Raw genomic sequence first — 11,881 nt, 5'->3', positions numbered from 1 at the left:
AGGACGGCATGGCAGAAAACATCGAGGGAACGCTCATTTGGACAGGTGCGTACACCGCGGACAGCGACGGGAACGGAACGGGCATTGGGGCAGTTTCGGCCCGGGAAGATGGCAGCCTGAGTTGGCTGGGCACCGCCGTCGAAGCACCCTCGCCGTCGTTCCTTGCCGTTCACCCCACGCTGCCGGTGGTCTATGCGGTAGCCGAGGCCGCGCAGACGGTCCGGGCGTACCGGCGGACCGGGCCGTTCGGCCTTGAACCCTTGGGGGATGCCTGGCCGGCTGGAGATGCGGCCTGCCATGTCGCCGTCGACCCTTCCGCCCGTTTCATCGTGGTCAACTGCTGGGGCGACGGGAACGTGCTGCTGTACGGACTCGACGACGACGGCGGGATCACATCGCGCTTTGCCGCGCCGCCGGCGAAGGACCCGCACGACGGCGTCGACGGCGGGATCGACATCGCCACGGGCGGCGCCCGGGTGAGCCGTGCCCACGCGAGCCTCATGCTCGAGGACGGCCGGATCATGACCACCGACCTCGGCTTCGACCTTGTACGGGTGTGGAACTATTTCCCAGACACCGGCCTGCTTCCTGACCACCAAGTCGCACTCCCGATGAGCAGCGGTCCACGCCACTTGGTCCAGCACCCCTCCGCCGACGCCGTATTCGTGGTGACCGAATATTCCATCGAAGTGGTGGTGCTCCTGCCCGGCGCGGACGGCCGCTTTGTGCTCCACCGTCGCGGTCCCGCGACGGTGGGTGGCGCAGCCGACGGCGATGCTGCCGCCGAAATCGCGCTGTCTCCGGACAATCGCTTCGTCTACGCGGGCATCCGCGGCTCCAACCGGATCTCGGTACTGGCCGTCGAAGGCAGCGGAACCCGGCTCCGTCCTGTGGCAGATGTCCCCAGCGGAGGAGACTGGCCCCGCCACCACCTGGTCCGTGACGGCTGGCTCCACGTGGCGCACGAGCGTTCCAACCAAGTCGCCACGTTCGCATTGAACCCTGCCACCGGCATCCCGGGCGAAGTCCTCGACCAGCTGAACGCGGGTTCCCCCACCGCGTTGGTCCCGGCGCTGTAGCGGCTCATCGATGCGTGAGATCTCGCCCCTTTCCCGACCCGAAAGAGGCGAGATCTCACGTCTCGATGCCGACGCCTAACCTCGTACGGCCTCGTCAACCGCCGCCAGCAGGGAGTTGAACCTCGGGTTCGCGTCGAGGTCATCGATGAGGACCGCGCGTCCGCGCTCGTCGGCTAGCGGGACTTGCCAGTTCGGGTAGACCTCCGACGTCGTTCCCGGCTGGTTCTGCACGCGCCGTTCCCCCACGGCATCCACTAACGCAACGCCCAGCAGGACCGACGGCGCAAGTGCCAGCAGCCGATGCAGCGCCTCAATGACTTGCTCTTCGCCAAGCGCTTTTCCGTCGGCCGGCAGCAGGCCCCGATCCCATAGCAAGGCCATCATCTTGTCCAGGCTGGCCTCGTGCTCGGCCCGTTCCTCGGCCACGCTCCGTTCGAGCAGGCCCAGTTGACTCCGGAGTTCCACGTGATCGCCGGCGAGGTACCCGGCAGTCGGCGGGAGGTCGTGGGTGTTGACGCTGGCGAGGGCCTGCACTCGGTAACGTTCGGGCGGCAGGGGCGAGTCGCCGTCGTACTCGAACCACAGAATCGACGTGCCCAGGATGCCGCGGGCCGCAAGGTAGTCCCGCACCCATGGCTCGAAGACGCCCAGGTCTTCGCCGATGACCACCGCGCTCGCGCGGTGCGCTTCCAAAGCGAGGATGCCGATGAGGGCCTCATGGTCGTACCTGACGTAGGCGCCGTCGCGGGCGGAGTTCCCGGCCGGCACCCACCACAAGCGGAACAGCCCCAGGATGTGGTCCACCCGGATTCCGCCGGCATGGCGAAGGACGGTGGAGAGCATCGCGCGCAATGGGGCGTAGCCCGCCTCGGCAAGGCGGACCGGGTGCCACGGCGGCTGGTTCCAGTTCTGGCCGAGCTGGTTGTACATGTCCGGAGGGGCGCCCACGCTGACACCCGGCGCGAAGGTGCTACGCAGGGTCCAGGCGTCGGCGCTGCTGAGGTCCGCCCCGACCGCGAGATCGTGCACCACTCCCAGCCGCATGCCAGACCGCCTTGCCGCGGCCTGGGCCGACTCGAGCTGCTCATCGCAGATCCACTGAAGCCAACGGTGGAAACCGATCCGATCGGCCAAAGCCTGGCGCATCGACTCAACCTTGGGCGAACCGAGGGTGGCCGCTGGGTCCTGCCAGAAGGGGTCGTCCGGCGACCGGTCCTCGCGAATGGCGCACCAAAGGGCGAAATCGTCCAGGCCCGGGCCCGACTCGCGGCAGAATTCCTCGAAGGCACGTTGCCGGGCCGGAGAAAGCTTGACTGTGTGCAGGAGTTCCAGGGCAGCAAGCTTGGCGGCGAAGATCTGGTCCCGGTCCAGCCGTTCCGCGTCCTTGTTGAGGGCATGGACGTGATCCAGCAGCCGGTCCACCGTGGCCCGTTTCCGGGGCTTGACATATGCCAATTCGGGAATTTCTTCAATCCGAATATAAAGGGGGTTGAAGAACCGCCTGGTCGACGGAGAATACGGTGACGCTTGAACCGGAGGCACCGGATCTGCGGCATGCAAGGGGTTGACCAGGACGTAGTCGGCGCCGCGTGCGCCGGCCAACGACGCCAAATCGGCCAGGTCCGCGAAATCCCCGATACCCCATGAGCGCTTCGAGCGTACCGAATACAGCTGCGTTGCGAGTCCCCACCCGCGCCGTTCCTCCAGCTGTGCTGCCGTCTGCAACCTGGCTGGGACCACGGCCAGCGCGGCGGTGGCGGTCACGCCGTCGGACTCGGCCGTGAGCGAATGCCAGCCGAGCGGCAAGCCCGCCGGCACCTCAAAGGTGGCACGGCCCGTAGACACTCCATCCACGTCGCGCGGCGGCGCCCAATCCTCCTGCTGGATGGCGGCGAGTTCCGTTCCGTCCTCGAGTGAGATCGTCAGTCGGGCCGGCGAACCGTCGCGGACGTGGACGTGGACAGCCGCCGTTGTTCCCTCTTGGACGACGACGGCGGGCGGCAGCATCCGCCGCCATGGTGCCACTTCCGCGTCCGCGAGGGCCGCTGCGATCTGCCCGTTGGAATGGGCGGTGACTCCCAGGGCACCCAGTACCTGTATCAGCGTGGTGGGCGAAACGTCGTGTTGCAGCCCATCCCAGCCGTGGAACGATGTCCCGACGCCATGAGCGTCCGCGAGCTGGTGAAGCAGGTCCTCGTCGATGGCGATGTTCGGGGCGGTTGGCATCGCCGTGGTGTCGGTGTCCTGCTGGATGGGAGTGTTGGTCATGTCCGCCTCGTCTGCGATGTGATTCGTCCGAAGGTGCATACCGCCCCGCGTGCAACTCGAGCGAGGCAACTGGTTCCGATTATTGCAGGGCGGCTGGGGCAGCCGCAGTTATTCCGACAGCATGACGCCCCCAACCCGAAACCCTCGCTCACCTATCGGCACCAAAATCCAAACCCTCTCTCACAAACAACCGTCAAAACCCAAACCCTCTCTCACATACGTCTGGGCGCCGCGTGGTACATGATTGAGCTATGGACGCCATAGACGCGCTCAACGAAACCGCCTTCTGGCTGGAACGGGAACTCGCGGAAAGCTTCAAGGTCCAGGCGTTCCGACGGGCTGCGGGCGTTATCGCCGGACTGAGCCAAGAGGAACTGGCTGCACGAGTCAAGGATGGCCGCCTCAAGCGAACCAAGGGAATCGGCAGCCGGACCTTCGAAGTGATCAGCCAGGCCTTGAGCGGCGCCGTTCCCGACTACCTCGAGAACCTCCGCCGCCGAGGGGCCGCACCTTTGGTCGACGGCGGACACAAGCTGCACGCCGAGCTCAGGGGCGATCTGCACAGCCACAGCAACTGGTCGGATGGCGGTTCAGCGATCGAGGACATGGCCGATGCGGCCCGTATTCTCGGACGGGAATATCTCGCTTTGACTGATCATTCCCCCAACCTCACCATCGCCAACGGGCTCAGTCCGGAGCGTTTGATGGAGCAGCTCACGGTTGTGGATGGGATCAACAACGGCCAATCGTCCAGCTTTCGACTATTAACGGGAATCGAAGTGGACATCCTTGAAAACGGCGAGTTGGACCAGTCCGCGGAACTGCTGGGCCAACTCGACGTCGTGGTGACCAGTGTCCACTCGAAGCTCCGATCCAACAAACGGACCATGACTCGACGCATGCTCGCCGCCATCGAAAACCCCCACACCAACGTCCTTGGGCACTGCACCGGCCGCTTGGTCAAAGGATCACGAGGAACACGGCCCCCCTCGGAGTTCGACGCAGAAAATGTATTCGGGTCATGCGCAGAGCACTCAGTCGCCGTCGAGATCAACTCAAGGCCCGAACGCCAGGACCCGCCGGACGAATTGATTCGTATTGCCCTCGACGCTGGCTGCCTTTTCAGCATCGACAGTGACGCGCATGCCCCAGGCCAGCTCGATTTCCTGCAATACGGTGCCGAGCGGGCGGAAGCCAACGGCGTACCCGCCGATCGGATCATCACAACATGGCCGGTGGATCGGCTTCTGGAGTGGCTCCAGCACAAGCTATAGCCCGTCGTCGCCGCCAACTATTCAATGCCCGACGGCGACTTCCGCGCCCAGTGCCGCCCCCCCGGCGATACAACTGCAGGAGGGTTGACAAAAATAGCCCCATAAGAGAGCGAGCGTCCTCGATTTTCCCGGCATAAGAGAGCGAGCGTCGTCAGAATTCAGGTTATAAGTGAGCGGGCGTCGTCAGGCTTCCCACGGAGCGCCGCGCGGACCCGGAACCGCAGGGCCGCGACCGCCCATACGAGGGCGAACAGCGCAATCAGCACCAGCCCGGCGTCGCCGAGGTCTATCTCGCCCAGCCAGGTGGTGACAGGATCGCTCAGCCCGAAAGCCGCGTTGAGGAAACCGCCCAGCGTGATGACCGAGATGAAGAGCGCCGAGAAGGCCGAGATACCGGTGATGATGGCGTTGAATCCAAGCTTGCGTTGGGGATCGTGGATGGCGGATTTATACATTCGCATCATGGCCACGCCGTTGACGGAATCGCAGAGCGTCATCGCAGCGGTGAAAGCCAGCGGCAGAGCCAGGAGGGCGAGAACGGATACACCCGCGAGCGACGCCGCCGTCGTGAGCACCAGCAGCCCGATGGTGGTAGCAGTGTCGAAGCCGAGCCCGAACAAGAACCCGATGACGTAGATGTTCCGCGGTCGCTGGACCTTGGATAGCGGCTTGGCCAGGAGCCGCGCGATGAACCCTTTGGTTTCGAGGTCGTCGACGGCGATCGCGCCGCCAGCCCGGGCGGCGCGGTACAGCTGCATCGTGCGGAGGAAAGCAGAGCCGTTGAAGACGCCCATGGCGAGGAGGAAGAGCCCCGACACGCCGCTGCCGATCAGCCCGAGCACGAGGTGCCCGGGGGTGCCGTCCTCCATGAGCTGGCCCGCCAGGCTGGCGCCACCGACCGCCATCACCCCGGCCAGGATTACCACGGAGCTGTGGCCCAGGCTGAAGGCGAAGCCGACGCTCACGGGGTCCTTCCGCTGTGCCACGAATTTTCGTGTGGAATTGTCGATCGCGGCGATGTGGTCCCAGTCGTAGCTGTGCTTGATGCCGGCCACATATGCCGTCAGCACGAGGCCGAGCGCCAGGGGCTGCCCTCCACCGGCGGCACCCACCAGCAGGAGCACGACGGCGGCAAGGTGCAGGAGGACGACGGAGCCGAACATGAAAGCGAGGCGCGACTTCAGCGGAAGATGCTCACGCCGGCGGTACATCGAGGCGAACTCCGCGAGTGAGGTCATCAGTACTTCCTGAGGTTGAGCGCCGCCCTGCCGTACCAGCGTTCGCGCAAAAGGCCGGTACAGGCACCAAGCAACCGATTCAGTTCCTCGGTGCTGTTCGAGAGGGAGCGTAGGACCAAGCCCGTTGTGCCCGTAAGGGTCCGGGTCAGCGACAAGCCCAAGTAAGCGTCATACCCCGCCGTCAGGCCGCGCAGCTCATCGGCGAGCGCCTGGTCAACCCGCGGATCCACCACAATGAGCGATCCCAGGTGGCTGTACCCCTCCATGAAGCCCATTCCGGTCACATCACCCAGCGGCGGCCGGATCAGGAGGTTGTCCAGGGCGAGCAGCACCGCGCCGTGGTCGCCCTCCACGTGGATTTCGTTCCGGAGGCGGAGTTCCCGGTACCGGAAGGAGGCGCCGTCCGGCGACCAGCCGGGAGTGATGACTTCCGCCATGATGAGGCTCGACGTCGGATGCACCGTGATGTGCGTATTCTGCCGATAGCAGGCGTCCCGGTAGGCGATGAGCTGGTCGGGAGCCAACTCCAGTTCCGCACCCTCCCCCAGGAGGATCGTCATGCGCTGCTCGGCAAAGGACCCCGGAGTCCGATAGATCTTCGTGGCCGACTGAGTCGTCAAAAGCAACGAAGCCCCGGCCTCGACCTCCACATCCACAACATAGAGATCCGCCCCCAAATACGCCCCGCCCGGATTGACCATGACATAACAAACCTGCCCGGACCCATCCAAGTAGTGCGGCCTCAAAACCCGCAACGCACCCTGATGAAACTGCTGCACGGCCACGGAACGACCGGCACGTTTCCCTATGACGAGCGCAAGGCGACCCATCTCGGGCCGATCAGCGGACGCGGATGAAGGCCCAGGTGAGATGAGAGCGTTCGCGAGTGAACTCATTGCGCCAGGTCGAGCATCAGGACGTCGTGCCGCATCCATGCGATGACCTTGTCGAGCCCTTCGTCGGTTTTCAGGTTGGTAAAGCAGAACGGCTTGTCGCCGCGGAATTCCTTGGAGTCCCGTTCCATCACTGACAGGTCCGCGCCGACGAACGGGGCGAGGTCGGTCTTGTTGATGATGAAGAGGTCCGACTTGATCATGCCTTGGCCGGCCTTTCGGGGGATTTTCTCCCCTTGGGCGACGTCGATGATGTAGATCGAGAAGTCCACGAGTTCGGGGCTGAATGTGGCGGAGAGGTTGTCGCCGCCGGATTCGACGAAGATGACCTGCAGGTCGGGGTGCCGCTTCTTGAGTTCCTCGATGGCCGCCGTGTTCATGGAGGTGTCTTCGCGGATGGCGGTATGCGGGCAGCCGCCCGTTTCGACGCCGATGATGCGGTCCTCCGGCAGGATGCCGTTGGCCGCGAGGATTTTGGCGTCTTCAATCGTGTAGATGTCGTTGGTAATTGCGGCCATGGAGATTTCCCGGCTCATGTGCCGGGTCAGGCGCTCCACGAGCTGCGTTTTGCCGGCACCTACCGGGCCGCCGATGCCGATCTTGATGGGTTCAGACATGTGTCCTCCTGTGGTTCTAGCTCATGAACATGCGCGCACGTTGCCATTCGTGCCGCATCTGCGAAATTTCCAGCCCCGGGCTGACGGCTCCGAAGTCGTCCCAGCTGAGGTGCCGGACATGTTCGACGGCGGCAGCGACGTCGTCGTGCGCCTTGCGCAACAGCCGCTGCCCGGAGTTCTGGCCGAGCGGGATGGCGCGCACGGCGTTCTGCGTCAGGGAGGTGACCGTCGCGAAAAGGTAAGCGGCGAGCGCTTCTTCGAACGGCACGCCCAGCGAGCGCGCGACGACGGCGAACGCCAGCGGCTGATGCCCGGCAGCCCGGCCCGTGGTCACGAGAGTCCGGTACGCTTCCAGCTCGGCCGACGGAAAGACTTCGGTCCCGATTTCGATCAGCCGCCCGCCCATTTTGGTACTGGCCTCCCGCACCTGCCGAGGCAAGAGCTGAGCGCTCAAATGCTCATCCAACGAACCCAGGTCCGCTCCCTCGTACAGGAACCGAATGGCCAAGCCATCGGAATAAGTCAACTGCTGCCCCACAAACGCGGACAGCCAGACCCCAAAACTCCCCTCATCAGCTACGAGCCCACGATCGATGTACGTCTCAAACCCCAAAGAATGAGCAAACGCCCCCGTGGGCAGGGCAGAGTCGGTGAGCTGCTGGAGAGCTAGTTGATAAGAGGTCATGCCGCCCCCTCAAGGCGAGACGACAAGCCGCCGACCACCGGGACCGGCCTAGTGCGTGTGTTCAGCATGGCGGAAAGGCACCGGCATTACGCGTTCCTGGCGGTCGTAAGGCACACCGACGTGCTTGAGGTAGTCCTCGACCGTGTGGTCGTACTGGCACACCATGACTTCGGCCCCGTACTCGGACGCAGCGTCGAAGAACTGGGCCTGCAGGTGCCGGTTGCCGAGGGAGTGCGCCACGACGCCCATTTCGTAGATGCTTCGGGCGGCGATGACCAGGACGTCGCTCGGCAGCACGGACACCACGATCAGGTTAGCGTCCTCGACGGCGAGGATGTCGCCGTCGCGCAGGTCTCCGGATCCGGCGGGGAGCCGGATGCCGAGCTCCTTCCCGTGGTCCGTGGTGACGCGTTGGATGCGTTTGACCAGTTGGGCGCTGGGCAGCACGACTTTCTCCTTGTGGAGGCCGGCGTATTGTTCGGGATCGGGCAGTTCGTTCAGGTTGCCGAGGATCTTTTCGATGATCATGTGGTTCTCCTCCGGCCGTCTAGAAAAGGAAGTAGCGCTGGGCCATGGGCAGCACGTCGGAAGGCTCGCAGGTGACGTCTTGGCCGTCGACCGTCACTTTGTAGGTTTCGGGGTCGACGGCGATATCGGGCGTTTCGCCGTTGAACTTGAGGTCCGCCTTCCTCAGGTTCCGGATGCCGGACACCGGGCGGATGACCCGTTCCAGGCCAAGCTCTTCCGGCACGCCGGCGTCGATGGCCGCCTTGGACAGGAAGGTGATGGAGGACTGCTGCAGCGCCTTGCCGTAGGTGGCGAACATCGGGCGCATGGTGCGCGGCTGCGGGGTGGGGATGGAGCCATTGGAATCGCCCATGAGCGCGTAGGCGATTTGCCCGCCTTTGATGACCAGTTCCGGTTTCACGCCGAAGAAGGCCGGATTCCACAGGACGAGGTCGGCGAATTTGCCCACCTCCACGGAGCCGATGGAGTCTGCCATGCCCTGCGCGATCGCCGGGTTGATGGTGTATTTGGAGATGTAGCGCTTGATCCTGAAGTTATCGCTTTCCGCGCCCAGGCCGTTCGGAGCGCCGTGGCTCGCACCTGACGCGTCTTTGAGGACGCCTCGCTGCCGCTTCATGGCGTCGGCCACTTGCCAGGTGCGGATGACGACTTCGCCCACGCGGCCCATGGCCTGGGAATCCGAGGAGGTCATGGAGAAGATGCCCAGGTCCTGGAGTACGTCTTCGGCGGCGATGGTTTCGGCCCGGATGCGGGAATCGGCGAAGGCCACGTCTTCCGGGATGTCCGGGTTGAGGTGGTGGCACACCATGAGCATGTCGAGGTGCTCTTCGATGGTGTTCCGCGTGTACGGGAGCGTCGGGTTGGTGGATGCCGGGAGCACATTGGGCAATCCGGCGATCTTGATGATGTCCGGAGCGTGGCCGCCGCCGGCGCCTTCGGTGTGGAAGGTGTGGATCACCCGGCCATCGATGGCCTTGATGGTGTCCTCCACGAATCCGCACTCGTTGAGCGTGTCCGTGTGGATGGCTACCTGGACGTCGTATTCATCAGCTACTTGCAAGGACATGTCGATGGATGACGTCGTGGCGCCCCAGTCCTCATGCACTTTGAGGCCGACCGCTCCTGCGCGGATCTGTTCGGCGAGCGGCTCGATGGCGGACGCGTGGCCCTTGCCGAAGAGGCCGATATTGATCGGCAGCCCTTCCGCGGCTTGCAGCATCCGTGAAATGTGCCACTTGCCGGGAGTAATGGTGGTGGCCTTGGTTCCTTCCGCCGGACCCGTACCGCCGCCGACCATAGTGGTGATGCCGCTGCACAGGGCCGTGGGGACCTGGTCCGGGGAAATGTAGTGGATGTGGGTGTCGACCCCGCCTGCGGTGAGGATCTTCCCCTCCCCGGCAATCATCTCGGTGCTGGCCCCGATCACGATGTCCACGCCGTCGGCGATCTGCGGGTTTCCTGCCTTGCCGATCTTGAAGATGTGGCCGTCTTTGAGCGCCACATCGGCCTTGTAAATTCCGGTGTAGTCGAGGACCACCACGTTTGAAATGACGGTGTCCGGAACGTCCTCATCCCGGGTCACTTGACCGTTCTGCCCCATGCCGTCCCGGACCACTTTGCCGCCGCCGAACATGACCTCTTCGCCGTAGACCGTATAGTCCTTCTCGATCTCAAGGAAAAGTTCGGTGTCCGCCAAGCGGATCGAGTCGCCGGTCGTCGGGCCGTAGAGGTCTGCGTATTGCTTGCGCGAAATTTCGAAGCTCACTGGGCTGTCCCTTCCTTGCCTGCTTCGGACCCTTCGGTGGCTCCGGTCCCTTCGGTGGCAGCGGCAGCGCCGCCGTCGTCCTTTCCGGCGTCCGCATCAAGGGGACCGTTGACGGCGTTCCGCAGGCCGTAGACTTCGCGGTTGCCCGCAAGCGCAATGAGCTTGACGGTCTTGGAATCGCCGGGTTCGAAGCGCGCGGCCGTTCCGGCAGGGATATCGAGGCGGCGGCCGTAAGCGGCTTCGCGGTCGAAATCGAGCGCGGGATTCGATTCGGCAAAGTGGTAATGCGAGCCCACCTGGACCGGGCGGTCGCCACGGTTGACGACGTCGACGGCGACTGCCTCCCGTCCGCTGTTGCAGGCAATGGGCTCTGTTTGGAGACGGTATTCACCGGGAATCATGTTGGCCTCCTAGCGGATCGGGTCGTGGACGGTGACGAGCTTGGTCCCGTCGGGGAATGTGGCCTCGATCTGGACGTCATGGATCATCTCGGGCACGCCTTCCATGACATCCTCACGACCAAGCAGGGTGGTCCCGTAGCTCATCAGTTCAGCCACGGTTTTCCCGTCACGAGCCCCCTCAATCAGTTCGTAGCTGATGATCGCCACGGCTTCGGGGAAGTTGAGCTTCAGACCGCGGGATTGCCGACGGCGGGCGAGGTCGGCCGCGACCACGATCATGAGCTTTTCCTGCTCACGGGGCAAAAGATGCATCGGTTCTCCTTAAAGTTCTGTGCTGCAGAAGCGGACATCAGATCACTCGAGGCTCAGAAAAGCCGAGGACGTCGGGGCAGCTACTACGGTTATAACGCCAAACGTCAGACATATCCAGTTCGCCCCTTCACCGCCCCTCCCGAACGAATTGTGACCAGCCTAAAGCTTTAAGGTTTCCGCCGGATTTCCGCACTCCCGTGCATCAGGCCTTCTTGGCGCGGTGCTTCCTGACCTGCCACACCAGCACAATCGCCACCACAATAACTGCCACCACAGCCGCCGCCCCCCGGCCCACCACGCGGGCCACTTCTTCGTACGAATTTCCGGCCACAAAACCGAGCGTCACGAACAAGGACCCCCAGATAATGCCGCCGCTGAAATTCCAGAACGCGAAGCGCCGGTAAGGCATGCGGCTGAGTCCGGCGAGCGCGGGCATGACGGCACGAAAGAAGGCCGTAAACCGGCCCAAAAGTACCGCGACGCCACCTTTGTCTTTGAGGAAGTCTTCGGCCTTCTGCAATTGGGCTCGTCTTTTGTCCAGGATCTTCAAGGCCATTACCCGCGGGCCGAAATGCTTGCCTATTTCGTAGCCCACGGTGTCTCCCGTGATCGCGGCAGTCACCACAATGGCGATCATGACCCACAATTCGAAGAGCCCTCGGCTCGCAATCACCCCGCCGACCACCGCCGCCGTTTCGCCGGGGATCACAAACCCCACAAAGATTGCATCCTCAGCGAACACGAGGGCGAAAACGATGCACGCGATCACGAGCGGGCTGGTGTTCAAGAGTCCGTCCAAAAGCGCATGCATGAAGAACAGT

At 63.9% G+C, this 11,881-nt stretch carries 12 protein-coding genes; 2 read left to right on the top strand and 10 right to left on the bottom strand.

The features are described from left to right. The first annotated feature begins 8 nt into the window (after positions 1 to 8). Positions 9 to 1,079 carry a lactonase family protein gene (locus tag LFT47_RS00765; RefSeq protein ID WP_236814171.1) on the top strand — a complete coding sequence of 357 codons (1,071 nt, stop codon included), beginning with the start codon at positions 9 to 11 and terminating at the stop codon, positions 1,077 to 1,079. Positions 1,080 to 1,154: 75 nt separating this feature from the next. On the opposite strand, the gene malQ is transcribed toward LFT47_RS00765, so the two are convergent. Beyond that, positions 1,155 to 3,347, bottom strand: coding sequence for a 4-alpha-glucanotransferase (malQ, locus tag LFT47_RS00760; RefSeq protein WP_442863423.1), 2,193 nt, complete (start codon positions 3,345 to 3,347; stop codon positions 1,155 to 1,157). A gap of 251 nt (positions 3,348 to 3,598) precedes the next feature. Here malQ and LFT47_RS00755 point away from each other — a divergent pair, with 251 nt between their 5' ends. Beyond that, positions 3,599 to 4,621 carry a PHP domain-containing protein gene (locus tag LFT47_RS00755; protein ID WP_236814169.1) on the top strand — a complete coding sequence of 341 codons (1,023 nt, stop codon included), beginning with the start codon at positions 3,599 to 3,601 and terminating at the stop codon, positions 4,619 to 4,621. Positions 4,622 to 4,779: 158 nt separating this feature from the next. Here LFT47_RS00755 and LFT47_RS00750 read toward each other — a convergent pair whose 3' ends face one another. The 9 genes from LFT47_RS00750 to LFT47_RS00710 form a co-directional block, all read right to left on the bottom strand. Continuing rightward, a complete protein-coding gene (locus LFT47_RS00750; RefSeq protein ID WP_236814167.1) occupies positions 4,780 to 5,859 on the bottom strand; it encodes a HoxN/HupN/NixA family nickel/cobalt transporter in 1,080 nt (359 codons plus the stop codon). Continuing rightward, positions 5,859 to 6,755, bottom strand: coding sequence for an urease accessory protein UreD (locus LFT47_RS00745; RefSeq protein ID WP_236814165.1), 897 nt, complete (start codon positions 6,753 to 6,755; stop codon positions 5,859 to 5,861). The genes LFT47_RS00750 and LFT47_RS00745 overlap by 1 nt, the downstream gene beginning before the upstream one ends. Then, on the bottom strand, positions 6,752 to 7,369 hold the full coding sequence (ureG, locus tag LFT47_RS00740) for an urease accessory protein UreG (protein WP_078106937.1): 618 nt from the start codon (positions 7,367 to 7,369) through the stop codon (positions 6,752 to 6,754). Before ureG ends, LFT47_RS00745 begins: the two co-directional genes overlap by 4 nt. A gap of 16 nt (positions 7,370 to 7,385) precedes the next feature. Then, entirely contained in the window at positions 7,386 to 8,054 is a 669-nt protein-coding gene (locus LFT47_RS00735) for an urease accessory protein UreF (RefSeq protein ID WP_236814163.1), read from the bottom strand. A gap of 48 nt (positions 8,055 to 8,102) precedes the next feature. After that, positions 8,103 to 8,582 (bottom strand): urease accessory protein UreE, encoded by a 480-nt coding sequence (gene ureE, locus LFT47_RS00730; protein ID WP_236814161.1) that lies wholly within the window; start codon positions 8,580 to 8,582, stop codon positions 8,103 to 8,105. Between the two features lie 19 nt (positions 8,583 to 8,601). Continuing rightward, positions 8,602 to 10,347, bottom strand: a complete 1,746-nt coding sequence (gene ureC / locus LFT47_RS00725) for an urease subunit alpha (RefSeq protein ID WP_236814159.1) — start codon at positions 10,345 to 10,347, stop codon at positions 8,602 to 8,604. Further along, entirely contained in the window at positions 10,344 to 10,748 is a 405-nt protein-coding gene (locus LFT47_RS00720) for an urease subunit beta (protein ID WP_236814157.1), read from the bottom strand. Before LFT47_RS00720 ends, ureC begins: the two co-directional genes overlap by 4 nt. Positions 10,749 to 10,757: 9 nt before the next feature. Then, on the bottom strand, positions 10,758 to 11,060 hold the full coding sequence (locus LFT47_RS00715) for an urease subunit gamma (RefSeq protein WP_236814155.1): 303 nt from the start codon (positions 11,058 to 11,060) through the stop codon (positions 10,758 to 10,760). Between the two features lie 202 nt (positions 11,061 to 11,262). Further along, positions 11,263 to 11,871 carry a DedA family protein gene (locus LFT47_RS00710; RefSeq protein WP_236814153.1) on the bottom strand — a complete coding sequence of 203 codons (609 nt, stop codon included), beginning with the start codon at positions 11,869 to 11,871 and terminating at the stop codon, positions 11,263 to 11,265. Positions 11,872 to 11,881 lie beyond the last annotated feature (10 nt).

The sequence above is a fragment of the Arthrobacter sp. FW306-2-2C-D06B genome (assembly GCF_021789175.1).
In the GTDB taxonomy this organism is placed as follows: domain Bacteria; phylum Actinomycetota; class Actinomycetes; order Actinomycetales; family Micrococcaceae; genus Arthrobacter.
The sequence above is the reverse complement of the archived record's forward strand: the minus strand, read 5'-3'. Positions and strand labels throughout refer to the sequence as shown.